This is a genomic window from Streptomyces buecherae (assembly GCF_014295035.1).
GTDB classification, from domain to species: Bacteria; Actinomycetota; Actinomycetes; order Streptomycetales; family Streptomycetaceae; genus Streptomyces; species Streptomyces youssoufiensis.
Window position 1 is genome coordinate 6588107 of sequence record NZ_CP060404.1, and the last position, 26200, is coordinate 6614306.

The 26200-nt window shown below is 73.3% G+C and carries 21 protein-coding genes; 11 read left to right on the top strand and 10 right to left on the bottom strand.

From position 1 onward, the window contains the following. Nucleotides 1–389: 389 nt before the first annotated feature. Nucleotides 390–4448 (top strand): BTAD domain-containing putative transcriptional regulator, encoded by a 4059-nt coding sequence (locus H7H31_RS26205; protein ID WP_187064247.1) that lies wholly within the window; start codon nt 390–392, stop codon nt 4446–4448. A 141-nt stretch (nt 4449–4589) separates the two neighbouring features. Here H7H31_RS26205 and H7H31_RS26210 read toward each other — a convergent pair whose 3' ends face one another. Both H7H31_RS26210 and H7H31_RS26215 read right to left on the bottom strand, forming a co-directional pair. After that, nucleotides 4590–5453: an ABC transporter permease gene (locus H7H31_RS26210; RefSeq protein ID WP_176161315.1), complete on the bottom strand. Its 864-nt coding sequence runs from the start codon at nt 5451–5453 to the stop codon at nt 4590–4592. Next, on the bottom strand, nt 5450–6487 hold the full coding sequence (locus H7H31_RS26215) for an ATP-binding cassette domain-containing protein (RefSeq protein WP_187064232.1): 1038 nt from the start codon (nt 6485–6487) through the stop codon (nt 5450–5452). The genes H7H31_RS26210 and H7H31_RS26215 overlap by 4 nt, the downstream gene beginning before the upstream one ends. 495 nt (nt 6488–6982) lie before the next feature. Here H7H31_RS26215 and H7H31_RS26220 point away from each other — a divergent pair, with 495 nt between their 5' ends. Continuing rightward, nucleotides 6983–8071, top strand: coding sequence for a methyltransferase domain-containing protein (locus H7H31_RS26220; protein WP_232110091.1), 1089 nt, complete (start codon nt 6983–6985; stop codon nt 8069–8071). Between the two features lie 110 nt (nt 8072–8181). On the opposite strand, the gene panB is transcribed toward H7H31_RS26220, so the two are convergent. Next, nucleotides 8182–9120, bottom strand: a complete 939-nt coding sequence (gene panB, locus H7H31_RS26225; protein WP_232110092.1) for a 3-methyl-2-oxobutanoate hydroxymethyltransferase — start codon at nt 9118–9120, stop codon at nt 8182–8184. A gap of 347 nt (nt 9121–9467) precedes the next feature. Between panB and H7H31_RS26230 the strand changes: the two genes are divergently transcribed. From H7H31_RS26230 to H7H31_RS26240, 3 genes are all read left to right on the top strand, one after another. After that, nucleotides 9468–11162 (top strand): MFS transporter, encoded by a 1695-nt coding sequence (locus H7H31_RS26230; RefSeq protein WP_187064233.1) that lies wholly within the window; start codon nt 9468–9470, stop codon nt 11160–11162. Nucleotides 11163–11347: 185 nt separating this feature from the next. Next, complete coding sequence (locus tag H7H31_RS26235; RefSeq protein ID WP_187064250.1) at nt 11348–11950, top strand: TetR/AcrR family transcriptional regulator; 603 nt, start codon at nt 11348–11350, stop codon at nt 11948–11950. Between the two features lie 516 nt (nt 11951–12466). Next, complete coding sequence (locus tag H7H31_RS26240) at nt 12467–13513, top strand: endonuclease/exonuclease/phosphatase family protein (RefSeq protein ID WP_187064234.1); 1047 nt, start codon at nt 12467–12469, stop codon at nt 13511–13513. 124 nt (nt 13514–13637) lie between these two features. Here H7H31_RS26240 and H7H31_RS26245 read toward each other — a convergent pair whose 3' ends face one another. Continuing rightward, the gene (locus H7H31_RS26245; RefSeq protein ID WP_187064235.1) at nt 13638–14372 is read right to left on the bottom strand and encodes a DsbA family oxidoreductase; all 735 of its coding nucleotides are present in this window, start codon (nt 14370–14372) and stop codon (nt 13638–13640) included. Nucleotides 14373–14530: 158 nt separating this feature from the next. Continuing rightward, nucleotides 14531–15508, bottom strand: coding sequence for an XRE family transcriptional regulator (locus H7H31_RS26250; protein ID WP_187064236.1), 978 nt, complete (start codon nt 15506–15508; stop codon nt 14531–14533). Nucleotides 15509–15582: 74 nt separating this feature from the next. Here H7H31_RS26250 and H7H31_RS26255 point away from each other — a divergent pair, with 74 nt between their 5' ends. The 3 genes from H7H31_RS26255 to H7H31_RS26265 all read left to right on the top strand — a co-directional run bounded on the left by H7H31_RS26255 (nt 15583) and on the right by H7H31_RS26265 (nt 17788). Further along, nucleotides 15583–16761: a helix-turn-helix domain-containing protein gene (locus H7H31_RS26255; protein WP_187064251.1), complete on the top strand. Its 1179-nt coding sequence runs from the start codon at nt 15583–15585 to the stop codon at nt 16759–16761. 170 nt (nt 16762–16931) lie between these two features. Then, nucleotides 16932–17315: a hypothetical protein gene (locus H7H31_RS26260; protein ID WP_187064237.1), complete on the top strand. Its 384-nt coding sequence runs from the start codon at nt 16932–16934 to the stop codon at nt 17313–17315. After that, nucleotides 17315–17788 carry an NUDIX hydrolase gene (locus H7H31_RS26265; RefSeq protein WP_187064238.1) on the top strand — a complete coding sequence of 158 codons (474 nt, stop codon included), beginning with the start codon at nt 17315–17317 and terminating at the stop codon, nt 17786–17788. Before H7H31_RS26260 ends, H7H31_RS26265 begins: the two co-directional genes overlap by 1 nt. A gap of 157 nt (nt 17789–17945) precedes the next feature. On the opposite strand, the gene H7H31_RS26270 is transcribed toward H7H31_RS26265, so the two are convergent. Beyond that, nucleotides 17946–18344, bottom strand: a complete 399-nt coding sequence (locus tag H7H31_RS26270) for a DUF3307 domain-containing protein (protein WP_187064239.1) — start codon at nt 18342–18344, stop codon at nt 17946–17948. A gap of 235 nt (nt 18345–18579) precedes the next feature. Here H7H31_RS26270 and H7H31_RS26275 point away from each other — a divergent pair, with 235 nt between their 5' ends. Together H7H31_RS26275 and H7H31_RS26280 are read left to right on the top strand one after the other, a co-directional pair. Further along, nucleotides 18580–19275: a hypothetical protein gene (locus H7H31_RS26275; protein WP_187064240.1), complete on the top strand. Its 696-nt coding sequence runs from the start codon at nt 18580–18582 to the stop codon at nt 19273–19275. A 230-nt stretch (nt 19276–19505) separates the two neighbouring features. Continuing rightward, entirely contained in the window at nt 19506–19763 is a 258-nt protein-coding gene (locus H7H31_RS26280) for a YrhB domain-containing protein (protein WP_187064241.1), read from the top strand. A gap of 146 nt (nt 19764–19909) precedes the next feature. Here H7H31_RS26280 and H7H31_RS26285 read toward each other — a convergent pair whose 3' ends face one another. Further along, a complete protein-coding gene (locus tag H7H31_RS26285; RefSeq protein WP_187064242.1) occupies nt 19910–21664 on the bottom strand; it encodes an NAD+ synthase in 1755 nt (584 codons plus the stop codon). A gap of 65 nt (nt 21665–21729) precedes the next feature. Then, on the bottom strand, nt 21730–22554 hold the full coding sequence (locus H7H31_RS26290; RefSeq protein ID WP_217202231.1) for a helix-turn-helix transcriptional regulator: 825 nt from the start codon (nt 22552–22554) through the stop codon (nt 21730–21732). Nucleotides 22555–22638: 84 nt separating this feature from the next. Here H7H31_RS26290 and H7H31_RS26295 point away from each other — a divergent pair, with 84 nt between their 5' ends. After that, nucleotides 22639–23556 carry an NAD(P)H-binding protein gene (locus H7H31_RS26295; RefSeq protein ID WP_187064243.1) on the top strand — a complete coding sequence of 306 codons (918 nt, stop codon included), beginning with the start codon at nt 22639–22641 and terminating at the stop codon, nt 23554–23556. Between the two features lie 263 nt (nt 23557–23819). Here the strand turns inward: H7H31_RS26295 and H7H31_RS26300 are convergent, their stop codons facing one another. Together H7H31_RS26300 and H7H31_RS26305 are read right to left on the bottom strand one after the other, a co-directional pair. Next, nucleotides 23820–25472 carry a multicopper oxidase family protein gene (locus H7H31_RS26300; RefSeq protein WP_187064244.1) on the bottom strand — a complete coding sequence of 551 codons (1653 nt, stop codon included), beginning with the start codon at nt 25470–25472 and terminating at the stop codon, nt 23820–23822. 153 nt (nt 25473–25625) lie between these two features. Further along, on the bottom strand, nt 25626–26195 hold the full coding sequence (locus tag H7H31_RS26305) for a hypothetical protein (protein ID WP_187118102.1): 570 nt from the start codon (nt 26193–26195) through the stop codon (nt 25626–25628). Nucleotides 26196–26200 lie beyond the last annotated feature (5 nt).

Sequence of the window (26200 nt, forward strand, 5' to 3'; positions counted from 1 at the left end):
AGGGATGCGGGCGAGGGGTGCGGGCGGGTCGGTGCCGGACGGGGTGGCGCGGGGCCCGCGCGCGGCGGTGCCCCGGGCGACGGTAGCCGCGGCCGGGGCACCGCCGCAGCGAAAACGACGCGCGACGGGCACGGGGTTCCAGGCAGAGTGGGCCCGTGGGTACACGCAACGGGGATGTCGGGGGCGCGGGGTGCGGCGCCCGGCCGGCGCGGCGGCGGGTCGCGCCGTGCGCGGGCCGAGGCCGAGGACGGGAACGAGGACACGGGGAGCGCGCCGCGAAAGTGCTCGCGGGAGGTTTCGGAGGAATGCGACAACGCCCCGGCGCACAGCGCCGCATCCAAGCCGACGAACGAGGACCCGTGAACGTCGACAGTTGGCCGTCGACCACAATGGACGGCGTGCGCTACGGCATACTCGGCACCACCCAGGCCCATCACGACGACGGCACCCTCGTCGCGCTCGGCGGCGCCCGGCTGCGTGCCCTCCTCGCGGCGCTCGCCCTGCGCCCAGGCCGGGTGTGCTCCGCCGACGCCCTGATCGCCGAGGTCTGGGACGCGGAGCCCGGCGCCCCCGGCAGCGCCCCGCGGCAGGCCAGCGGCGCGCTCCAGGCCCTGATCGGCCGGTTGCGGAAGGCCATAGGACGCACGGCGATCGTCTCCGTGGACGGCGGCTACCTGCTGCGGACCGACCCGGACTCCGTCGACCTGTTCCGCTTCGAGCGGCTCGCCCGGGACGCCTCCGGCGCGCTGGCCGACGGTGACCCCGGCCGGGCCTCCGCCCTCCTCGACGAGGCCCTGGCGCTGTGGCGCGGCCCGGCCCTGGCCGACCTGCCGAGCCGTACGGCGTCCGCGGCGCGGGCCGAGGCGCGGCACCTGGACGCGCGGCGCGACCGGGCCCGGGCCGACCTCGCCCTCGGCCGCGCGGCCCACGCCCTGCCCGCCCTCACCGAGCTGTGCGGGGCCCACCCGCTGGACGAGCCGCTGCACGCGCTGCGCATCCGCGCCCTGCGCGACACGGGGCGCGCCGCGGAGGCGCTCGCGGCCTACGAACAGGTACGCCGCGAACTCGTCGACCGCCTCGGCACCGACCCCGGGCCGGAACTGCGCGCGCTCCACGCCGAACTCCTCACCCCGGACGCCGGCCGCGCCCCCACCGACGGGAGCTGGCCGGCCGGCCCCGGTGGTTCGCCCGACCGCGCCGGCCGGCCCGTCCCCGGCGGCCCGGCGGGCGCGTCCGGGGCGTCCGTACCGCCCGATCGGAGCGGACCCACCGGCCAGGCCAGGCCGGTCGACGTGCGTGGCACCGCCGGCCAGAACGGCTCGCCCGTCCGCGCCGCCGACTGGCCCGCCCCCGACCAACTCACCGGCCCCACCCCGCTGACCAGCTACGACCCGCTGCCCGGCCCCGGGGGATCGGGCCACGGGGAGCCGTCGGGCCGCGTCGCATCGACGGGCCGCGCCACTCCGGCCGCGAGCGCGGGCCCGGACGCGGGTACGAGCACCAGCACCAGCATGAGCACGAGCACGGCCGCGCGGACGGACCCGCGCCCGCACGCGGCCGTGAGCGCGGGCCCGAGCCCCGGGCCCACCGGCTATCCCGCCGTGCACGGCACCGTGGACCGGCCCGTGGCCCCCGCCGCGCCGACCGCCCCCGCCGCGCCCGGCGTCTCCGCCGCCCCCGGCGCCGCCCGACCGGTGGGCAATCTGCGGGCGTCGCTCACCAGCTTCGTCGGGCGCGAGCGCGACCTGCACGCGCTGCGCGCGGACCTCGGCGCGCACCGGCTCATCACGCTGCTGGGGCCGGGCGGCTCCGGCAAGACCCGGCTGTCCAAGGTGGCCGCCGCCAGCGTCGCCGACGACTGGCCGGACGGCGCCTGGCTCGCCGAACTCGCCCCCGCGCACGACCCCGACACCGTCGTGGAGACGGTCCTGACGACGCTCGGCGCGCGGGAGACCGTCATCCGCAGCACCGCGGCCGAGGGGCTGCACGCCGCGGCCGACCGGGCCGCGCTCGATCCGCTGACCCGGCTCACCGAACACTGCGCGGCCCGCCGCATGCTGCTCGTCCTCGACAACTGCGAGCACGTCATCGAGGTCGCCGCCCGACTGGCGGAGACGCTCCTCGCGCACTGCCCCGGCGTCACCGTGCTCGCCACCAGCCGCGAGCCCCTCGCCGTCCCCGGCGAGGTCGTACGCTCCGTCGAGCCGCTGCCGCAGCCCGTCGCGCTGCGGCTGCTGGCCGACCGGGGCGCGTCGGCCCGGCCCGGGTTCCGGGTCGAGGACGACCTGGCCGCGTGCGCGGAGATCTGCCGCCGCCTCGACGGGCTGCCGCTGGCCATCGAGCTGGCCGCGGCGCGCCTGCGGCTGCTTTCGCCCCGGCAGCTCGCCGACCGGCTTGACGACCGGTTCCGGCTGCTGACCACGGGAAGCCGCACCCTGCTGCCGCGGCAACAGACGCTGCGGGCCGTCGTGGACTGGTCCTGGGACCTGCTCGACGCGCGGGAGCGGGCCGTGCTGCGGCGCCTGTCCGTCTTCGCCGGCGGCTGCGACCTGGCCGCCGCCGAGGCCGTGTGCGCCGACGACCCCGCGGGGACCGACGAGCCTGCGGGGACCGGCGACCCCGCCGGGGCCGGTGTGCCGGGCGGGACCGGTATGCCGGGCGCCGCCGCGAACGGCGGCGTGGACGCGGGCGTCGACCCGCGCGACGTCGCCGCCCTGCTCGGCTCCCTGGTGGACAAGTCGCTGGTCGTCGCGGCCCCCGCCGAGGCGAGCGGGCCGGGCGTGCGGGAGCCCGGGCCGCGTTCCCCGACGGGCGGGCGCGGGGCGCCCCGAGACGCGGGAGCGACCGGGGCGGGCGCCGGCGGGCCGGCCGATCCGGCGTACGACGACGGGATGCGCTACCGGCTCCTGGAGACGGTCGCCGAGTACGCGGCCGAGCGGTTGGACGAGGCGGGGGAGCGGGCGGCCGTGGAGCGGCGACACCTCGTCGCGTACCGCGAACTCGCCCGCCGCGCCGATCCGCTGCTGCGCGGCGCCGCGCAGGGCGGCTGGCTGTGGCGGCTGGAGCTGGAGCACGAGAACCTGCGCACCGCGCTGCGCCGGGCCGTCGCCGCCGGCGACGAGCAGGAGGGGCTGTGCCTGGTGCTGTCCCTGAACTGGTTCTGGCACCTGCGGGATCACCGCGCCGATCTGCGCACCTGGGCGGCGGCCGTGGCGGAGCTGGGGCCCAACCCGTTCCAGGCGCCCGTCACGCCGGCGCCGCCGCTGCTGGCGCGGGCCACCGACGCGCCGCCGCCCATGCCGCCCGACCAACTGTGGGAGGCGCGGCGCAGCGTGCGTCTCATCGGGCTCGCCCTCCTGGAGGGTGATCTGCGCGGGCTCGAAGACCCCGCTTCCCGGGGAGAGTTGCGAGGCGTGGTCGCGGCGTACCGGCCGGGTCTGCCGCAGACCTGCCGGCTGCCGGGCCTGCTGTGGTTCATCGCACCGCTGGTCGTCGGCGACTCCACGAGCCTGCGCGAGATCGTCGACGCCTCCGTGCGGGTCGGCCGGGAGATCGGCGACCCGTGGGAGTTGGCGTTCATGCTGCAACTGAGGGCCAAGGTGCTCGCCGCCCAGCACTTCGACCCCACGGGCCTGGACCGGGACATCGGCGAGAGCCTGGAGATCTTCGCGCGGCTCGGCGACTCGTGGGGCGCGGCCGAGGCGTTGTCCGGCCGTGGCGCGGCGCGCGAGGAGCGCGGCGAGTACGCGGCGGCGACCGACGACTACCAGGAGGCGATCGGCTACGCCGAGCGACTCGGCGCGCAGACACAGGTGTGGCTGCTGCGGGCGCGGCTCGCCGGCGTGATGATCAAACGCGCCGCGAGCCCGCGGGAGACCGAGCAGGGCGTGCAGATGCTCATCCAGATCATGACCGATGGCCAGCGCATGAACACCGAGGCCGTGTCGTACGCGCGCCTGCACTACGCCGTGTGGTGCGCCGAAGCGGGCCGCTACGCCGAGGCGCGCGCCCATTTCGAGCACCAGCTCACCGAGTTCGGCGGACGCAGCCACGAGCTCTTCCAGGGAATCATGGAGGGCCTGTTGGCCTGGCTCGACACGTTGGAGGGCCGGCCGGCCGAGGCCCTGCGGCGGCTGCGGGGCGCCCTGGACAAGACCCGGTCGGCGGTGGGCTGGCTGGTCGCGCCGCAGGTGCCGATCGCCCAACTGGTCACGGGCGCGCACGCGTTGACCGCGCTCGGCGGCACCGACCGGGCGCGCGTCGCCGCCCGGCTGATCGGCGCCCACGACGCGCTCTTCCCGCCCGGTGTGTGCCTCGCCCGGACGCACCAGTTGGAGCGCGCCGAGGCGGAGCGCTCGGCCCGGGCCGAACTGGCCGCCGCGCGCTACGAGCAGGAGTACGCGGCGGGCCGCGACCTCTCCCTCGCGGAGGCCGCGGCCCTGATCTGACGCGTCGCTGACCGGGGCAGGCCACCGGCTCGGCCCCCGCACCGCGGTGTGCGGCGGGCGGCGCCCGACGTCTCCCGTGTGGCCGCCGGGTGCCCTACCCCCGCGGTCGCCGATCGGGAGACCGGCCGGCCCTGCCACGGCTCAGACCTTCGTGCGGAACTTGCGCACCGCCAGCGGCGCGATCACCACGGTGATCCCCACCGACCAGGCCAGTGTGGCCAACACCGGGTCGGCCACCGCGCCCTCGCCGTTGAGCAGGGCGCGGACCGCGTCCGCGAGGTTGGACAGCGGGTTGTAGTCGGTGAACGCCTGCAACCAGCCCGGCATCGTCCCGGTCGGGGCGAACACCGAGGACCCGAACTGCAGCGGCATCAGGATCAGGAAGCCGATGCCCTGCACCGCCTGCGGGGTCTTCATGGACAGGCCGAGCAGCATGAAGATCCAGGTGAGCGACGTGCCGAAGGCCAGCGCGAGACCGGCGGCGGCCAGCAGCTCCAGCGGGCCCGTCTTCAGGTCGAAACCGATGATGAACGCCACCAGCAGCAGGATGGTCGAGGAGACCAGCATCCGGCCGCCCTCGACTATCAGCTTGGCCACCAGCACCGAGGAGCGGGCTATCGGCATCGTGCGGAAGCGGTCCATCACCCCCTTGCTGAAGTCGTCGTTGATGCCGGTGCCCACCGACATGGCGATGTTCAGGCCACCCATGGCCAGCAGGCCCGGGATGACGTAGTTGGTGTACACGTCGCGGTTGCCGCCGAGACTGCCACCCACCGCGCCGCCGAAGACGTACACGAACAGCAGCGTGAAGATGATCGGCATCAGCATGGCGTCGATCATCGACCCCGGGTCCTGCTTGATCTGCATCACGTTGCGGCGCGCCAGCGCGCCGATGTGGCGCAGGTTCCCGCGCAGGCCGATCCGGACGTCGTCGGACGTCCCGGCGACCTGGCCGCGCTGCTGGTCCGGAGCCTTGTCCGGAGCCGTCATGGTTGCCGCGCTCATGCGGCGACCTCCTCAAGCTTGGTCTCGTCCTGGTCCTGCTCGGCGTCCGAGGTCTTGCGGCCGGTGATGGCCAGGAACACCTCGTCCAGGCTGGGCAGATGGGTGTCGATGCTGGAGATGGTGAAGCCGCGCTGGCTGAGCAGCCCGACCAGCGCCGTGAGCTGCTCGTCGCTGACGATCGGCACGCTGACCAGGCCCTCGGCCTCGTCGGCGCGCGCGCCCGCGACGCCCTCAAGGCCCGCCTGGGCCACGGCACCGACCATCCGGTGCAACTGCTCCGGGTCGGCCGGGCGGATCTGCAGGGTCCGGCCACCGACCTTCGCCTTCAGATCGGCCACCTGGCCACCGGCGATGACCTGGCCGCGGTCGATGACCGTGAGCTCGTTGGCGAGCTGCTCGGCCTCCTCCATGTACTGCGTGGTGAGCAGCACCGTGGCGCCGTCGCCGACCATCCGGCGCACCTCCTCCCACACCTCGTTACGGGTGCGGGGGTCGAGGCCGGTCGTCGGCTCGTCCAGGTACAGCACCTGGGGGTTGCCGATCATCGACGCGGCGAGGTCGAGCCGGCGCCGCATGCCGCCCGAGTACTGGGCCGCCGGCCGCTTGGCGGCCTCGGTCAGCGAGAACCGCTCCAGCATGTCGTCGGCCCGCTTGCGGGCCGCGCGGCGCGGCAGGTCGAGCAGCCGCCCGATCATGTAGAGGTTCTCCCAGCCGGAGAGCTTCTCGTCCACCGACGCGTACTGCCCGGTGAGGCCGATCGCCCGGCGGAGCTGTCGCGGCTGCCGCCGCACGTCGAAGCCGGCCACCCGGGCGCTGCCGGAGTCCGGCTCGACCAGCGTGGAAAGGCAGCGCACGAGCGTGGTCTTGCCCGCGCCGTTGGGACCGAGGACACCGAGCACGGTGCCTTCCTTCACGTCGAGGTCGACGCCGTCGAGCGCCTTGGTCGTGCCGTAGTGCTTGACCAACCCCCGTACCTCGACCGCGTTGCCGCGACCGGGACTTGTCTCGTGTGGTGAGTTTTGCGAACGCGTCATGGCGTAACGCTCTCAGACACCACTGACAATCGACCTACAGGCCACCGACGGCCAGCCGACATACGCGTGTCGGCAGGCCGTCGATCACCCCTCCGCCCGCCTCTGACCTGCCCCTTACGCGCACTGTCGGGGCGATTCCGGGCGCGGCCCTCCCGATCAACTTCGGCCACTCCGGGGCCGGTCGCGCGCCGCGCCCCCCGGCCGACGCGCACCCTACGGCGCACCCACGGCGCGCACGGGCCCACCCCACGGCGCGTACGGCCCACCCCACGGCGCGAACGGACCCCCGTGCGCTCTCCCGTCCACGGCCGACCGGCCTCACACTGCCCCCGTCGGCGTCGACAGGGCGTCGACAGGGAGGACCGATGGGTACGCACGGAAAGCCACCGCAGCCCAATCCGCAGCCGAAGCAGCCCTCGCCGCGCGATCAGGACGGACAACACCCCGACGTCCAGAAGCCGGGTGGCGGCACCCACCGGAAGTGAGGACCCCGAGGTGACGGCGTACGGAGATGGACTCGCGTTCCCCGAGCCGTGGATCGAGCGGGGTTGGAACGCCGTGTCCCGATCCGACTTCATGCCCGACTCGGTGTGGGTGCTCGACGGCGCGCGGTACCGCGAACTCCACCGAGCCAGCGAGCCCGAGCGATGGGCGCACCTGGTGCGCGATCCCACCCAGCCCGTGGTGACCCAGGTGGACGGCGGGGCGCCCGACCCCGCCGGCGGCGACCTCCCCACCAGCTCGGTCTCCGCGTCGACGGCCGTGGTGGACATGCTGGCCGACCTCGATCTCCACCCAAACCAGCGCGTCCTGGAGATCGGGACCGGGAGCGGCTTCAACGCGGCCCTGCTGGCCACCCGGGTGGGGGCCGAGCGTGTCACCAGCCTGGAGATCGACGCGGACGTGGCGGCCGGAGCGCGCCGTGCTCTGCGGCGGGCGGGGTACGGCGGCGTCACGGTGGTGGAGGCGGACGGCGAGCTGGGGTGGGCGCCGGGCGCGCTCTACGACCGCCTGGTGGCCACGGCCTCGGTCGCGTCGGTCCCGTGGGCCTGGGTGGAACAGGTGCGCCCGGGTGGGCTGATCCTCTCCCCGCTGCGGACCGCCTTCTGCTCCCACGGGCTGGTGCGGCTCTCGGTGTCGGAGGGGGCCGCCGAGGGGCGCTTCACGGGTGCCACCACGTTCATGTCCGTGCGCGGCCAACGTGGTCGGCCTCGTATCGACGCCGTCTTCTCCGCCGCGCGGTGGGAGACCAGTCGGCGAAGCCGTGCCACCTTCGACGTCGGTCTGCTGAGCGACCCGCACGCCGAGTTCGCGGTGGGCGCGCGCCTGGCCGACGTGGCGCACTGGCGGCAGGGTGACGCGCACTGGTGGTGCGGCTACGACTCGTGGGCGTACGCGGCCGGCGACGGCACGGTGTACCAGTGGGGACCGCGCGACCTGGCCGGCGAGACGGCGGCGGCGCTGGCGTGGTGGGAGGGCGCGGGGCGGCCGGAGTTGTTCGACTTCGGGTTGACCGTCACGGCGCGGGAGCACCGCGTGTGGCTCGGCGATCCGGCGCGCGGGTGGCCGCTGGCCCGCGCGTAGGCAGCCGCCTGTCGCGCGCGGGTCGGGTGGGTGTGCCCGGGCCGTGGCGCGCCACGGCCCGGGCAGGGGGCCCGAAGGCCCGGTAGGACGGGACCGCCCTACCGGAGGGCCTACCGGAACGCGTGCTCAGGCGCCGGGTAGGTGCCGCCGACGACCTCGTCGGCGAAGGACCTCGCGGCGTCGCCGAGGGTCTGGCGCAACTGCGCGTACTGCTTCACGAAGCGCGGCACCCGGCCGCCGGTCAGGCCCGCCATGTCCGTCCACACCAGCACCTGCGCGTCGCACTCCGCGCCCGCGCCGATGCCCACGGTCGGCACGTGCAGCGAGCGCGTGACCTCGGCGGCCAGCTCGGCCGGTACGAGTTCGAGCACGACGGCGAACGCCCCCGCGTCCTGCACGGCCTTGGCGTCCCGCAGCAACTGCGCGGCCGCCTCCTCGCCACGGCCCTGGACCGGGTAGCCGCCGTAGGCGTTGACGGACTGCGGGGTGAGGCCGATGTGCGCCATCACCGGGATGCCGGACCGTACGAGCAGCTCGATCTGGTCGGCCGAGCGCTCGCCGCCCTCCAGCTTCACCGCGCCCACGCCCGCCTCCTTGACCAGCCGGGTCGCGCTGCGCAGGGCCTGCACGGGGCCCTCCTGGTACGCGCCGAAGGGCAGGTCGCCGACGATGAGGGCGCGCCTGGTGCCGCGCACCACGGCCGCGGAGAGGATGGTGATCTCGTCCATCGTGACCGGCACGGTGGACTCGTAGCCGAGGTGGCAGTTGCCCATCGAGTCGCCGACGAGCATGACGGGGATGCCCGCCTCGTCGAAGACCGACGCGGTCATCGCGTCGTAGGCGGTGAGCATGGGCCACTTCTCGCCGCGCTCCTTGGCGGCGGCGATGTCCCGGACGGTGATCCGCCGGGTCCCCTTGCCGCCGTACAGCGCCTTGCCGCCGTCGGGCGCGCCGGCGCCCGGTGCGGCGGCGGGCGCGGCCGGTGTGACGGGTGTGGCTGGCGTGGCTGGTGTGGTGTGTGCAGCCTGTTGCGAGGCATGCGTCGTCATGACATGGCTCCGATTTCGTCATCTCAAGGCGCCCTCACGGCGTCCCTGGACCGCCTCCATGCTGGCACGCTGCCTACCTGCTGCGGAAGGGTCGTCCACCCTCGTTCGTCCCACGGATCACGCCCGCCATCTGGACAGCCGCCGTGCCCCCGCCCGCAGCGCCCCGGGTCCCGCGCCGGCGCGGGACCCGCGCGACCGCCCGGGCCCGGCTGGGCCGCGCCCCCCGCACCCGCGCCGCAGCGTGGCCGGAAAGCCGGCCACGGAGGTCGATCATCCGCTCGAGGCGCTACGTAAAGACTTTCCAATACGAGACGGTTCCGTATCGGAATAGTCGTAGTCTGGGCGCCATGGCAACACCTTCCGACATAGACACGGTCCGCACCGTGCCCGAGGCGATCCACCGCAGGCGGTGGGCGATCCTCGTCGTCCTCATGTTCAGCGTGCTGATCGTGGTGCTGGACAACTCGATCCTCAACGTCGCCATGAAGACCATCTCGTCGCCGGAGCCGACCGGCCTGGGCGCCACCCAGAGCGAGCTGGAATGGGCGATCAACTCCTACACCCTCGTCTTCGCCGGGCTCCTCTTCACCGCCGGCCTGTGCGGTGACCGGTACGGCCGCAAGAAGGTCCTGCTCGCCGGCATGGTGGTGTTCGGCATCGGCTCGGTGCTCGCCGCGTTCTCCGGATCGCCCGGCGAGCTGATCACCTACCGGGCCGTGATGGGCCTCGGCGGCGCGCTGGTGATGCCGGCCACCCTGGCGATCCTGATGAACGTCTTCGAGCGGGACGAGCAGCCCAAGGCCATCGGGATCTGGGTCGCCGCCGTCGGCCTCGCCATCGCGATCGGCCCGATCACCGGCGGCGTCCTGCTCGACCACTTCTGGTGGGGCTCGGTCTTCCTCGTCAACGTCCCCGTCGTGATCGTGGGTCTGATCGCGATGGTCGTCCTGGTGCCCGACTCGCGCGACCCCAAGCCCGGCCGGCTCGACCCGATCGGCGTGCTGCTGTCCATCGTGGGGCTCATCGCGCTCGTGTACGGGATCATCAAGGGCGGCCAACTGGCCGACTTCACCGACCCCGAGGTGCTCGGCACCATCGGCCTGGGCCTGGCCGTGCTGGCGCTGTTCGTCTGGCACGAGAGGCGCAGCGACCACCCGGCCGTCGACGTCAGCTACTTCCGCAAGCCGGCCTTCTCGGCCGCCATCGCCGCCATCGCGCTGGTCTTCTTCGCCCTCATGGGCGTGACGTTCTTCATCGTCTTCTACACCCAGAGCGTGCGCGGCTACACCCCGCTGGAGTCCGGCCTGTTGCTGCTGCCGCTCGCCGTGGCGCAGTTGCTCTTCGCCCCGCGCTCGCGCCTGGTGGTCGAGCGCTTCGGGGCGCGCGCCGTGTGCACCGGCGGCATGGTGGTCATCGCGGCGACCCTCGCCGGCTTCCTGCTGCTCGACACCGACAGCCCCATCTGGGTCCTCGAGGTGCTCTTCTTCCTCCAGGGCGCGGGCATGGCGCACATCATGCCGCCCGTCACCGTCGCGATCATGCAGGCCCTGCCGCGCGACAAGGCCGGCTCCGGCTCCGCGCTCAACAACACCTTCCGGCAGGTCGGCGGAGCGCTGGGCGTCGCCGTGCTGGGGTCGCTGCTGTCGACCACGTACCGTAACGGGATCGACGACGACCTCGCGGCCGTACCCGGTCTCTCCGCCGCCCAGCGGCACACCGCCGGCGAGTCCATCGAGGCCACGCTCGGCGCGGTGCAGCGGATGGGGGAGCGGGGCAAGGCGCTGGTCGAGCCCGCGCACGACGCGTTCATCCACGCCATGCACGTCACCGCCCTCAGCGCGGCCGGCGTCGCACTGCTCGGCGCGCTGGTCGTCGCCGTGTTCCTGCCCGGCAAGGAGGCCGGCGCGGGGCCTGGCCAGGGGCCCGGCGAGAAGGCCGGCGAGGAGCCGGCCGCGCGGGCGGGGTCGGACGGCGCGGGCGCGGCCGGCGGCGCCACGGAGCACGGACAGGACGAGCCGAACACGCTGGAGGCACACCGGTGATCCCCACGCCATCCGACGTCGAGCAGGCGTCCGACCGGCCCGACCCCGCACCCGGGGAGGGGCCCGCCGACGCGGCGTCCCCCGCGGGGGCGGGCGGCGCCGCGCGGGCCACGGCGTCGGATGGCGGGGCGCCGTGCGGTACGACGCCCTCGGCCGACTCCGCCGCGACGGGCTGCCCCGCGGGCGTGCCGGCTCCGGTGCCGGGGGAGCGGCGGGGTCGGCCGCGCAGCGCCGCGGCCGACACGGCGATCATCGAGACGGTGCTGCGCCTCCTCGAAGAGGGCGTCACGATCGGCGAGTTGTCCATGGAGCGCATAGCGCGCGAGGCGGGCGTCGGCAAGGCCACCGTCTACCGCCGCTGGTCGGGCAAGCCCGCGCTGCTGCTCGACGTGATGCGCGCCCTCGACGCGGACCCGCCGGCTCCCGCGGGCGAGTCGGTCCGCGACGACCTGGTGCGGTTGTTGGAGTTCCTCCGCCGGCGCGGCCTGGCCAAGCGGCACTCGGCGCTGCTGCGCACGGTGGTGACGCAGGTGAAGGCGCACCCGGAGCTGTGGCGGACGTACCACGAGACGGTGGTGCACAAGCGGACCGAGGTCCTGCGCGCGGTCCTGCGACGCGGCGTCGAGCGCGGCGAGATCCGCACCGACCAGGACGTGGACTTCCTCGCCGAACTCTTCGTCGGCCCGATGCTCTCGCGGATGCTCCTGCACGAGTGGATGGACCTGCCCGAGGGGCTCGCGGAACGCATCGTCGACACGGTGCTGGACGGGGTTCGCCCGCGCGGCTGAACGGACGGGCCGGCGGGCCCGGGTCGCGGGTCCGAAGTGCGGGCTCAGGAGTACGGATTCGGAGTGCGGGCGCGGGAGTACGGATTCGGGAGTACGGGCGCGGGCCGGCCGGCCGGCTGACCGTACGGTCCGGCGGGCTGATCGGTACGCGCGCGCTCGCGAGGCATCAGCAACTGGGGGCTGGGGCCCGTGGCCCGGCACTGCCGGGTGGGGCCGGTGGGGCGCGAGTGACCCTCCGCGTTGAGTTGGTTTCGGCCAGCCATGACGGTGGTCGCGAGTCGGGTCAGCGACCGCCCGTGTGTGCCCGCGCGCCCGCGACCGTACGGCACGGGCCGGTGCGTACGCCGATTTGTGCCTGTCGTGTCACAGCGCCTGGCTCAGGCCCGTGCGGCGGAACCCGGGCCCGCCCGTCACTCGTCCTCCCTATCGAGACGCCCACCCAGGGCGTCGGGAAACGACCTGGTCATCGCCTATGGTCTAGGCGGTGGCGGGCCGGTGAGCTAGTGAGGACGACGCATGGCGCAGGCGTACGCGGAAGAGACCGGGCACGACCGGGACGAACCCGGCCCGGTCCGCTCTCGGGTGCGCCGCCTGATTGACTCCCGGGGGCGCCGCCTGATCAACGGCTGGCGGGGACGCGACGTCTGGCGGCGCGGTCTGGTGGTGGCGGGATGCGCGGTGCTGCTGGCGCTGTTGATGATCCTGCACGCGCAGGTTCCCAACGACGTCGGCAACCTCGGCAGCCTGCTGGAGACGTTCCTGCCGTGGATCGGCATGGTGACCATTCCGGTGCTGCTGGCCTGCGCGCTGTTCCGCAGGTCGGCCAGCGCGTTGGTGGCGCTGCTGCTGCCGGTGATCGTGTGGCTGAATCTCTTCGGCGGCCTGTTGACCAGCAAGTCCGGTTCCGGCGGGGATCTCACCGTCGTCACGCACAACGTCAACGCGGACAACTCCAACCCGGCCGGCACGGCCAGGGACGTGGCGGCGTCCGGCGCTCACGTGGTCGCGCTGGAGGAGCTGACGGCCGACGCGCTGCCCGCCTACGAGCGGGCGCTCAAGTCGGCGTACCCGTACCACACCGTCAAGGGCACGGTCGGCCTGTGGAGCGCGTACCCGATCAAGGACGCGCGGGCCGTGGACATCAAGATGGGCTGGACCCGCGCGCTACGGGCCACGGTCGCCGCGCCCAAGGGCGAGGTGGCGGTGTACGTGGCGCATCTGCCGTCGGTGCGGGTCAAGTTCAACGCGGGGTTCACGGCGGGCCAGCGCGACGACAGCGCGGAGGCCCTCGGCAAGGCCATCTCCCACGAGCGCCTGGCGAACGTGATCCTCCTCGGCGACCTGAACGGCACCATGAACGACCGCGCGCTCGCCCCCGTCACCTCCCAACTGCGCTCCGCGCAGGGCGCGGCGGGCGACGGCTTCGGCTTCAGTTGGCCCGCGTCGTTCCCCATGGCCCGCATCGACCAGATCATGGTGCGCGGCGTGGAACCGGTCTCGGCGTGGACCCTGCCGGAGACCGGCAGCGACCACCTGCCGGTCGCGGCGTCGGTCAACCTGTAGCGCCGGCCTCCTCGACCGCCGGGCCGAGCCGGGCCGGTCGCGCGGGCGAACCGGGCGCCGCGCGGGCGGCGCGGCTGCGCGGAACGCCCGCGCCGCCCGCCCCGCGCCGCCGCCCTCGCACCGCTCAGTCGCGCGGAACCTCGCACGCGTCGCCCTCGCACGCGGCGCCGCCCTGGCCCGCCTGGCCCGCGCCGGCGTCCTGGCTGGCGGCGGCGGGTGCCGCACCGGCCGTCTCCCGGGCCACCTGCTCGAAGACGCGCAGGAAGGTGTCCGCCTCCTGGCCGCCCTGGACGGCCCACTGCCCCTCGAAGACGAAGGTGGGCACGGCGGTGACGCCACGGGCGCGGGCCACCTCGATCTCGTCCAGCACCTCGTCGTGCAGGTCGTCGCCGTTCAGGAACTCGGTGATCGGGTCGCGTTCGAGCCCGACCGCGACGGCGGCGTCGGCGAGCTGCGCGCGGTCGCCGATGTCCATGCCCTCACCGAAGTGTGCGGCGAGGAGGCGCCCCTTGAGCCGCGCCTGGGCCTCGCTCCCATACGTGTCGAGCACGTACCGCAGCAACCGGTGGGCCAGCAGCGAGTTGTTCTCCACGACCGTGTCGAAGTCGAAGACGAGGTTCTCGGCCGCGCCCAGCTCCGTGATCCGCGCGTCCATCTGCACGGACTGCGGCCCGTACTTGGCCGCCAGCACCTCACGGTGCGGCAGCGGCTCCTCCGGGGCGCCGGGGTCGAGCTGGAACGGCCGGTAGACCACCTCGACCTGGTCCGCCTGCGGGTACGCGGCCAGCGCCTGCTCGAAGCGCGTCTTACCGACGTAGCACCACGGGCATGCGATGTCGCTGTAGATCTCGACCTTCACCGGGCTACTCCTTGTCGCTGCGTCGTCATTCGACATACGCTTGAATCTTCAAGCGTTCCCGGTGTCAACCAGGCCGTGCGACCGAGTATTCCCGCCCGGTAGTGCGGGCGCCCGCCGGGGGCAGGCTGTTCCTTGCGGGCCCGAAGGGACCCGGCCCCTCACCCGAAGTCCAAGGGACCCGCACACGCGATGCCGGCGAGGTGCGTCAGCGCGTCCCGCAGGCTGGGAGGCGCGTTGTCGCGCCCGCGCCTCTGCTCCGCCGCCCGCCCGAGGGCGGAGCGGACGCGCTGGGAGGAGCGCATCCGCACGGCCGCGATGACCCGGTGGGTGAGCGCCTCGGCGTCGGACCAGGCGCGCTCCCGGAGCAGACAGTCGAGCAGGCGGGCGTCACTCATCCCCGCGTGGCCGACCGGCACGGTCGCCGGGCGGTTCACCACGCCCTGGAGAACCTCGATGGCCTCGCCCGTACGACCGGCCTCCTGGAACACGTGCCCCAGGTGCCCGTCGATCTCCTCGGGCGTCACCCACCACGCCCAGTACGGATCGCTGTCGCGCGTCCCGTCGTCCAAAAGGGAACGGGCGAGCGCCAGAGCCTTGACCGCCTCCGTGGTACGCGCCAACCCGGCCAGCCCCTTGGCCTCCCGAACGCGAAAGATGGCCTCCACGCGAGGCGAAAGCGCACCCTGTGCCAGCACACCCCGCGTGACGGCCAACGCCTCGGGATGGTTCCCTGTCCATTCGCTGCACATCGCGATGTTCTGCCGGATCAGCAGTTCCATGCTCGCGTCGCCGGCCTCTCGGGCCAGAGCCAGGGCCGTCTGGTTGGCCCGCCGCGCGGCGGCGTGTTGCTCGACGTCGAACAGCGCCCACCCGGCCACCTCGGCCAACTCCGCTGCTGCCGAACGGATGTCGCGCCCGTGTCGTGGGTCGTAGTCGGCACGGTCGAGCCGGTCGCGCACTATCCGGAACGCTCGCACGGCCGGCTCGGCCACGGGCACACCGAGCGGCCCGTTGTCCAGCGCGACGAGTTGCTGGGACGCCTGCCGAACGGCGTCGGCGAAGTCGGCTCCCCGGGTGTCACTGATGCGGAGGGGGGAGTCGGTGAAGGGTGGGGGGCCTTCGGTGGGTAATGCCATCAGCCGTTCCTCCTGGCCCTGCTAATCCGACCCACGCGGTACGTTCTCCACAAGGAGGAAGATGCCCCGTGGTCATGCCCATCCTCACCACCACCGGCGCTCGCATCGCACACGAGCGAAAGATTCGCGGTCTGACGCAGCATGCTCTCGCTGATCTGTCCGCCGTCAGCTACTCGACGTTGACGAAAGTCGAGCAGAACCGCATGCCCGCCAGTCCCTCCGTACTGGGGGCCTTGGCGCGAGCCCTGTCGGTTCCTGTGACGGCGCTGACGGGTCAGCCCTACCTGGAGGAGCTGCGCAAGGACCAGCTTGACGCGTTGATACAGCCCATTCGCGAAGCCCTCAACATCTACGACCTGGGCCCCGACCCGGATGTCGCTCCCCGCCCCCTGGCTGAGCTGAGCGAGGCCGCCGACCAGCTCTGCGCGCTGGTCCGCGCTGCGGAAATCAAGCGTGTGGCAGCGGATCTCCCGATCCTCCTGCATGAGACGACGACGACCGCCCACACGCATGCGAGTGCGCAGGCGTGGACGGTGCTCGCGAGCCTGTACCGCACCGCGTACGACATCACGACCAAGCTCGGCTTCCCGGACCTGTGCGGTGTGGCGCTTGACCGGTTGGAGTGGGCGGCGCAGCGGGCCTCTGATCCGGTACTCAGCGGGATGCGGCAGTACCTGCGCGCCCTGGCCTATTTCCGGGCCAGTGACTACCGAACTGGCAAACGGCTCATCGCGCTTGGTATGGGCGTACTGGACCAGGCGGAGCCCGGGCGAGTGAAGGACGTGCTCCAGGGACAACTGCACCTTGGAGCGGCGGTCCTCGCGGGGCGCGACAAGGACCAGGACGCCGCGGAGGGACACCTGACGGAGGCGAAGCGCATCGCCACGCGGACCGGCCACGCGGAGAAGGTCCACTGGCTCTCCTTCGGGCCGACCAACGTCGAAGTGCACCGGGTCAGCGTGCTCGCCGAACTGGACCTGTACCCCGAGGCCGTCACGTCGGCCAAGGCCGTGGCGTTTCCCGAGGGCTGGCCACCGTCGCGGCTGGCACACCACTACGCGGAACTGGCTCGGGCGCAGATGTGGACCGGACAGGCGGATGCCTCGTTCCAGAGCCTCGTCAAAGCGCGCAAGCTAGCTCCGCAGCAGACGCGATACCACCCGACGGTGCGTGAGACATACGCGGGGCTCGAAGCGGCGAAGCGTCGGATGTCGAACTCGTTCAACAACTACGGGGCTTGGCTGGGTTGGTAGCCGTTCACGTTGTGTTACGGCTAGGGCCAGAACTGTCATCGGGATGTGGCAGTTCTGGCCTTATGTGTCAGCAGTCTCAAGGCGGGACTCCATCCAGCCACGTTTTGAGGAGCTGACTCACGCATGATCGACCACGTTGGTGCCCGGCCACACTGCCGGGGAGCGGCTCGATGAACCAGACCCCCGCCCTCGCCGCAGGCGCCACACCCCCAACCCTCGCCGGAAGCGCCACGCTGAAACACCTCGTCTTCGAAGGCACGCACCGCGTCATCGTCAAGGGGGTGGCGCTGCGGTTCTTCCTACGGGCCGACGGCGTGTGGGCGCCGGCCACCGACACCGACTTCCAACGCGCATACGAACTCGCCCTTTTCGACCCCGACGCGCTGCGCAAGGACGTGCTGTGCCCGAACGCGCGGCGCGTCGAGCACACCACGGTCGAGGGGTGGTTCTGGTCCAACGGGTGTAACTCGGCGGGGCTGTGCACCTTCGATGACAGAAGCCCGGAGGAGTGCGCCGGCATGGCTCAGGTCGCGCGCGGGACGGCGACGCGCTGATGCCACGGCAGACATGGGTCAACCTGCTCGTGTGGCACCCGGAAGACCCGCTCAACTCGCTCAACCCACGTGACCTCAGCGGCCGTCTGCCTCGCGTACTCCAGGTCGTACGGGACGGTGAGGCGGGCCCGCCCGGAGTCATCCTGCGCCCCGACGAGCCACTGCGACAGGCTGCGGCACGGGTGTCGGCGGCCCTGGGGTTACGGGCCCCGGCGCAGCCGGCCCCGCTCCTGGCCATCGACCAGCGGCCATCGGGGCGCGGGGGCGACGTGGAGCAGATGGTGCTGGTGCTCGACGGCGGAACGCTGCCCACGGAAGAGCTCCCGCCGTGCGGCGGATGCGGCCGGTCCCACCTGGTGTGGACGCCACTGGAAGAGGCCGAACAGCCGACTCTGGTGCATGCTCTGCGCGCCCGCGTACAAGGCGGGCAGCCGCCGACGTTGTGGTGTGGCGAGCCCGTTGGCGGGGGCTGAGGTCCGACTGCACCGCGCGTGGCCCCGCCCGTACGTCTCCTTCGAGCGCGACGGGCGGGGCCTGACGCTGCCGTACGCCCGCTGCCTGAGCTTCGGCGCGAGCGTCAGCCCGACGGCGGGCCTGAGGCCCTCAACAAAGCCGTTGAGCATCATTCACTTAGGAAAGTCCAGCAATGGCAAGTGCGGCGACAGTCAACGCGGCAACGTGTGCGACCTGGTCGATATGAGCGGCTCCTCCTTTCTCGAAAGACTTCTCCTGGAGGTTGCTTTTCATCCACCGCTCCACTGGCCACCCGCGGTCGATAAAGGAATGGCTGGCGCCGATCCAGACCAGAGCGATCGCAGAGATGGGAACGCTGTAGCGGAGGTCGAGTACGGCCGCGCCCGTGGCGAGGAGGGTGGCTGACGTTCCCACATGGATCAGAGCGTGAGTGGCGTTAGCGCGCCGCCCGATCGCGGTTTGCTCTCCTTTGTGTGCTGTTTGATGGTCTGTCTGGAATGGGTAGTCGGCTAACAAATGGGCGACGTATAACAGAACAAAGAGCGATGCGAACACGCGTAGTGCCTCCCAGGGGGCATGGTGGTGGGCGATGCTGCTAGCGGGCCCCGCGAGTCGGCAGCTTTCCACGTCTCTCGCGGTGTCTGACGGCTTCAGGTCACCTCGGGGCGCCCGCCCGCGCACGCGGCAACGGCAACACCCTCGCCGTCCCGTGGCAGCGGGCCGCCGCCGGCGACTGAGTAGCCTGTGCCACCGAAGTCAGCCACCGCGCCTCAACACCGGAGGACAGCAGATGACCGGCCACGACTCCCTCGCCGACGGTGAGGTCTGGGACCCGTTCGGCACATTGCGCCGCGCGTTGTGGATCGGCGGTGGCCAGTGGGCCGGCAAGTCAACTGTCGCCCGGATGTTGGCCGTTCGGTACGGCGTCACCGTGTACCACTACGACTACCACGACGCCCGCGGCCACAACGACCGCAGGATCGCCCGTCGTGTCGCTCTCGGCGAGCCGGCCACCGAGCCTGACCCGGACACGGTGTGGGTCCACACGGGTCCGGAAGAAATGGCCGCCGAGACCCTGGCCGGCTTTCCGGTCCGGTTCGACTGGGCTCTCGACGATCTGCGCGCGCTCGTGTCCGGCCACTCCGTCATCGCCGAGGGCTGGGGGCTGCGACCCGAACTCGTCGCACCCATCGTGGACTCACCGCGCCGGATGGTCGTGATGGTTCCCACGCCCGAGTTCCGTGACCACCAGGTCCGTGAGCTACCCCGAGCCGCCTCGCTCGGCCACCACGTCAGTGATTCCGCCCGCGCACAGGCCAACCGGTTGGCCCGCGATCAACTCGTCGCCGAGGACGCCGTCCGTCAGGCGCACCAGCTCGGTATCCGCGTCATCGAAGTGGACGGCTCTCGCGATGCCGGGGCGATGGCGGAGATTGTCGCCGATCACTTTGGCCCCTACCTTCCCGAGCCCGATCGCACGTCTTGATCGGCGGAGGCATTGTGATCGGCGGAAGCATTCGAGCATGTCCGCGTTCGACGTCGCCGTGAACTCGGCTGGCCTGCGGCCCCAGGCCGCTTTCCCGTTTGTGGGCCGTGATGGGGAAGATCGAGAGTGCGCTGGCCGAGGGCCTGGTCGTCTGGCCCGTGTACGGTCCCGACGCGCGGATCGATACGGTGCTCGCCCATGGACAGCCGGGGACCCGAAGGCGCTGAGTGATGATCGAAGAGAGCGAAGCAAGGGCGTTGGCGGCGGAGTTCGCCAAGGGGAAATCGCTGGAGATGGAACTCGCTATCGCGCCCGAGCCTCCCGTGCGGCGGGGCACCGTGGCATATTTCGCCTGCCAGTCCGCCGAGTTCTTGCGGACCGGTAACTGGCGGGATATGGCCATCGGAAACGGCCCGGTCGCTGTGGATCTCGTGACCGGGGAGTGCCACATGCTGGGCGCCGATGAGGCCGCGGAGATGGAGCTCTAGCGCGGCCCAACCGCCCCCGCGCTCACGACGGCCCGCCGGAACCCACCGGCGGGCCGCTCGCACGCCACCCTGAGCCGACCCGCGTCAGCCATACCTCACCCGACCCGCGCCAGCCACCCCCCACCCGACCCGCGTCAGCGCCCCGCTCAACCCGACTCGCGCCACCGGTTGGTGATGGGCAGGCGGCGGTCCTTGCCGAAGCCCTTGGCGGAGATCTTGGTGCCCGGCGGGTACTGGCGGCGCTTGTACTCCGCCGCGTCCACCATGCGCAGTACCCGGGTCACCGTCTCCGGGTCGAAGCCGGCGGCGACGATGTCCGCGCTGCCCTGGTCGCGGTCGACGTAGCGCTCCAGGATCTGGTCGAGCACGTCGTAGTCGGGCAGCGAGTCGGCGTCGACCTGGCCCGGGCGCAGTTCGGCGCTCGGGGGCTTGGTGATCGAGTTCTCCGGGATCGGCGGCGTCTGGCCGCGTTCCTCGGCCGCCTGGTTGCGCCACCGCGCCAGGCGGAAGACGCCCGTCTTGTAGAGGTCCTTGATCGGGCCGTACGCGCCGACGGAGTCGCCGTAGAGCGTGGAGTAGCCGCAGGCCAGCTCCGACTTGTTGCCGGGGGCCAGCACGATGTGGCCCTCCTGGTTGGAGAGCGCCATCAGCAGCGTGCCGCGCAGCCGCGCCTGGAGGTTCTCCTCGGCGAGGCCGGTCAGGTCGAGCGAGCCCATGTACGCGTCGAACATCGGGACGATGGGCACCGTACGGAAGTTGAGGCCGGTGCGCCGGGCCAGCTCGGCGGCGTCCTCCTTGGAGTGGCCGGAGCTGTACTTCGACGGCATGGACACGCCGTACACGTTGCGCGCGCCCAGCGCGTCGCACGCGATGGCCGCCACCAACGCCGAGTCGATGCCGCCGGAGAGGCCGATGAGCACACTGCGGAAGCCGTTCTTGGCCACGTACGCGCGCAGGCCCACCACCAGGGCGGTGTAGATCTCCTCCGCGTCGCCGAGCCGCTCGGCCTCGCCGCCGGCCAACTCCCGCTCGTACGCCGGCACCGGGTCCTGGCTCAGGGTGACGTGGTCGACGCGCAGCCCGTCGTCCACCACGCCCGACGGGGGCTCGGGCGCGGCGGCCGGCAGGTCCAGGTCGACCAGGACGCAGCCCTCGGCGAACTGCGGGGCCCGCGCGATCACCTCGCCCTCCCGGTCGACCACGATCGAGTCGCCGTCGAAGACCAGATCGTCCTGGCCGCCGATCATGGCGAGGTAGGCGGTGGTGCAGCCGGCCTCGCGGGCGCGCCTGCGGACCAGTTCGAGGCGGGTGTCGTTCTTCTCGCGCTCGTACGGGGAGGCGTTGATGGACACCAGCAGGCCGGCGCCGGCGGAGCGGGTGGCGGGCACCCGGCCGCCCTCCTGCCACAGGTCCTCGCAGATGGCGAGGGCGACGTCGACGCCGTGGACGCGGATGACCGGCAGCGTCTCGCCGGGCACGAAGTAGCGGAACTCGTCGAAGACGCCGTAGTTCGGCAGGTGGTGTTTGGCGAAGGTGAGTGCCACCTGCCCGCGGTGCAGCACGGCCGCGGCGTTGCGCGGCGCGCCCGCGGGCTGGCCGTAGCGCGGCTGCTCCTTGTCGCTGCGGTCCAGGTAGCCGACGATCACCGGCAGCTCGCCGAAGCCCTCGGCGCCCAGCCGGGCGGCGAGCGCGGTCAGCGCGGCGCGGGACGCCTCGACGAAGGAGGCGCGCAGCGCCAGGTCCTCGACGGGGTAGCCGGTCAGCGCCATCTCGGGGAACGCCACCAGGTGGGCGCCCTGTTCGGCGGCGTGCCGGGTCCATTGGACGACGGCCTCCGCGTTGGCCGCGAGGTCACCGACGGTGGAGTCGATCTGGTTCAGAGCGAGGCGAAGTTGAGGCACGCCGGCCAGTGTAATCGTCTGTTTGACGCGATGGGGTGGTGAGGGCGGCCACACCGCGCCGGGCGTCACCCGGCGGGCTCCACCGGCTTCGCGGACTCCGCTCGCTCCGGGGGTTCCGCCGGCTCCGTGGGCTCCGCCGGCGGTGCGGCGCCGCGCGGCGCGCCCGGGATGGTGCCTGGTGGGCGCTCCGTCGCGCGGCCGAAGTCGGTGGTCAGCCAGTGCTCGATGGACGTGTCGGGGAACGGGCGTGGCGGGAAGCTGCCCGCCACCGGGGTGATGTCGGCGATCCGGTCGAGCCGGAAGGTGCGCCAGTCGTCCCGGTCCACGTCGAAGGCCACGAGGTACCACGCGCCGGCGCGCAGGTAGTGGCGGTACGGCTCGACCAGTCGCGTCGAGCGCCGGTCGTGCTGGTCGGTGTAGCGGAAGCGGAGCCGGCCGCCCTCGGCGACCGCGTCCGCGATCACGCCCACGGTCGCCGCCGCGACCACGGCCCCGGGCTGCTGGAGCACCTCGGTGGCCAGGTCGGTCGCGGCGGCGCGGCGGCGCAGCGGACGGGGCAGCACTTGGTCGAGCTTGAGCAGCGCGCTGGAGGCGACCGCCTCCTCCGGGAGCCAGGCGCGGATCAGGTGCAGGCCGGCCACCAGCGCGGTGATCTCGTCGGCGGTGAACAGCAGCGGCGGCACCTTGACCCCGGGGCGCAGCCGGTACGTGCTGCCGGGGCCCGGGCGGGCCTCGACCGCGTAGCCGAGCCGGCGCAGCCGCCGGGCGTCGCGGCGCACCGTGCGCGTGCTCGTGCCGAGCCGTTCGGCCAGGTCGGCGGCGGTCCACTCGCCGCCGGACTGCAACAACGTCAGCAGGGCCAGGGTCCTGGTCGTCGGGTCGTGGTCCATCTACGCAACCTCTCAGAAGAGGAGGACGGGTTCCGGCCGGCTCTCCTCCTAGCCTGCGGGCAGAGCCACCGAAGGAGAAAGACCATGCGGAGCGAGACAACCGTGCAGGACCAGGCAACCCCGCGGATCGCCGTGACCACCCCCACCGGCAACGTCGGCCGGCACGTCGTCACCGCGCTGCTGCGCGCCGGGGTGCGACCCCGCGTGCTGCTGCGCGACCCCGATCGGCTCGCCCCCGACCTGCGGGAGGCGGTGGACGCCGTACGGGTCGACCAGTTCGACGCCGACGCGGTGTCGGCGGCCACCACGGGCGTGGACGCGCTGTTCTGGGTGGACCCGACCACCGGCGGCCCGGACCCGCTCGACGAGTACGCGCGCGCCACCCGCAGCGTGGTCCGCGCCGTCACCGACAACTCGATCGGCCGCGTCGTCTTCCAGAGCAGCGTCGGCGCCGAGAAGCGGCGGGGCGCCGGCGACATCGACGGCCTGGCCCACACCGAAGTGGCCCTGGACGACACCGGCGTCGACGTCACCCACCTGCGCTGCGGCTACTTCTTCAGCAACCTCGAGTTCCAACTCGACGCCCTGCGGGCGGGCACCCTCCAGGTGATCCTGCCGCTCGACGCGCCCATGCCCTGGGTGGCGCCGCGCGACATCGCCGAGGTCGCCGTCGCGCGGCTGCTGTCGCCCGGCTGGTCCGGGCGGTGTGTGCGGGCGGTGCACGGACCGGCCGACCTGACCTGGCGACAGGTGGCCGACATCCTCAGCGAGGCCACCGGTCGGCCCGTCGGCGTCGAGCGGATCACCGACGACGCCATGCGTGCCCAGCTCCGGGGGTTCGGGATGACCGACGCGGCGGTCGAGGCCGTGCTCGGCATGTCGACCGGCCTGCGCGAGGACTTCGTCCCCGAACAGCCCCGCACCGTCCACACCACGACCCCCACCACCCTCGGCGCCTGGGCCTACGACCACCTGCGACCCCGGCTCACCGACGCGCCGTGAGGCGGCCCGGGCCGACCCGACCCGGCCTGACGCGGCCTGGCTCGCCCGGCCTGGCGCGGCCCGCCTGACCTGGCCCGACCTGACCTGACCTGGCCCGACCTGACCTGACCTGGCCCGGCCTGAGCCGGCCTGGCCTGACCTGGCCCGGCCTGAGCCGGCCTGGCCTGACTAGCGCGCGGGTGCCCGGGCCGGGCCCATAGCCCCGCGCCCGCGGCCCGTCGCGGGGCTACGGCGGACCCGCCGTAGCCCCGCGCGCCGGGGCGTTACTTCCGGTAGCCGAGGACCGTCATCATGCCCGACTCCGCGTGGTAGACGTTGTGGCAGTGCAGCATCCACAGGCCCGGGTTGTCCGCGTCGAAGTCCACGTCGAGGCGGCGGCCCGGCAGCACGATGGCGGTGTCCTTGCGCGCCCCACCGCCCGCCGCCGCCCCGGCGCGCGCGCCGGGGGGCGAGGCCAGCGCGAAGGTGTGCCCGTGCAGGTGCATCGGGTGCCACATGGTCGTGTCGTTGACGAACGACAGCCGCACGCGTTCGCCCGCCCGCACCGGATAACGCTGCTTCGGGCTGTAGCGCCTGCCGTTGATCGCCCAGTCGTAGCGCGCCATCGAGCCGGTCAGCCGCAGCCGCACCGTACGGTCCGGCGCGCCGGCGGCCAGCCGTACGGGCTCGGCCGCGCGCAGCTTCTCCGCGGTCAGCAGCTTGCCTGACAGCTCGCGCGGGCGGACGTCCGAGGCCGGCGCGGCACCGCCGCCGGTGCGCAGCACGGCGAGCGCGGCCTGCCGCTTCCCCTCGGCGACGGCGGTCAGCGGGAACACCCCGTCGCCCACCGTGACCAGCACGTCGTAGCGCTCGCCCATGCCCAGCAGCAGCGCGTCCGTGCGCGCGTGCTCGACGGGAAAGCCGTCGGTGTGCGTGACGGTCATGGCGTGCCCGCCGAGCGCCACCCGGAAGGCGGTGTCCCCGCCCGCGTTGACGAGCCGGATGCGCACCCGGTCCCCGGGGCGCGCCCTGAACGTGTGCGGGTCCTTGGCCGTACGCCCGTTGACCAGGTAGTACGGGTACGCCACATCGCCCGCGTCGCCGCCCAGGAGCTTGCTGGTCGCGCCCATCATCATCCGGGGCGGCCCGGAGCGCGCCGGCCCCGTCGGCGTACCGCTGGGGCTCGCGCCCCCGTGGTCCATCTCCCCGTGGTCCATGCCGCCGTGGCCGCCGGCGCCCGCGTCCCCGTGGCCCATGCCCGAGCTGAGTTCGGCGAGCACCGCGTCCGGGGTGCTGCCCTGGACGCCGTCCACCCAGTCGTCGAGCACCACGACCCACTCCTTGTCGTACGCGAGCGGCTCCTTGGGGTCCTCGACGATGAGCGGCGCGTACAGGCCACGGTCCTGTTGCACGCCGGCGTGCGGGTGGAACCAGTACGTGCCGGGGTGCGGCACCGCGAACCGGTAGGTGTGCGAGGCGCCGGCTCGCACCGGGCGCTGGGTGAGGCCGGGCACGCCGTCCATGTCGTTGCGCAGCGCGAGGCCGTGCCAGTGCAGCGAGGTGGCCTGCGGCAGGTGGTTGGCGAGGGTGAGGGCGAGCGTGTCCCCGGCGGTGATCCGCAGCTCGCGCCCCGGCAACTCGCCGTCGTACGCCCACGAGTCGACGCTCACCCCACCACCCAGGTCGAGCCGGGCGCGGGCGGCGGTCAGGCTCACCTCGCGTACCGGACCCGGGCGGCGCCGGCGCTCGGCGGCGGCGACCTCGGGGTCGTCGGGGGCGACGTAGTCGCCGGGGGCGGCGTCCTTGCCGTGGCCGCCATGGGAGCCGGAACCCGAAGGGGAACCCGGGTCGGAGTCGGAGGAACAGGCGGCGAGCAGGCCGCCGCCGGCCAGCGCGGTGGTGGCGGCCAACAGGGCACGCCGGGAGGTTGTGCGCATGACGAAAGCACCTCGATCGGTGTCGACGCGTAAGGGTGGGCTCGGCCGCCGCTCGCGGGCACCGCGCGGCACCCGGCCGACGCCCGGGCACACGCGCGCCGGGGCGATCGAGCGGGATCGCAGCGAGGTGGTGGGGGAGCGGCGCGGGCCGTCCTACAGGCGCAGCACCGTGGTACGTGTCGGGGGCGCGGGGCGGGGCGGCGGAGCGGGCCACGGCGCGGCGGCGTACGCGGTGCCGAGCGTGGCCACGGGGGCACTGGCCCGGCGTCGGGCAGCCGCGCTCAGCAGCAGCACGACGGACCACGCCGCGAGCACCGCGAGGCAGACCGACAGTGGGTCCATTCCGCCATGCCCGGGCGCGCCGAGCTGACGCGGATCGCCGAGGCCGACCGCGTCACCTGACGCGAGGAGATCGGCCGAGGCGCGGACGTCGTCCGGGGTGAGGGTGTCGTCCGAGGTGAGGGCGGGGTGGTCGGCGGCGTGGGCGGCCGGGGCGTGCGCGGGCGGCGGTGGGTCGGCTGGCGGGGCGTCAGCCATCGGCGGGTGGCCGGGCGCCGCCCCGCTCGGCCGCGTGTGTCCGGCCGTACCGCCGTGCTCCGTGGGATGACCGAGCGTGTGCATGGTGACGATGCCGAACAGCAGGGCCGTGAACAGCAGCAGCCGGGCACCCCAGGCGGTGCCGCCTCGCTGCTGGTTCGGCGCCGTGCGCTCCCGTACGGTCATCGCGG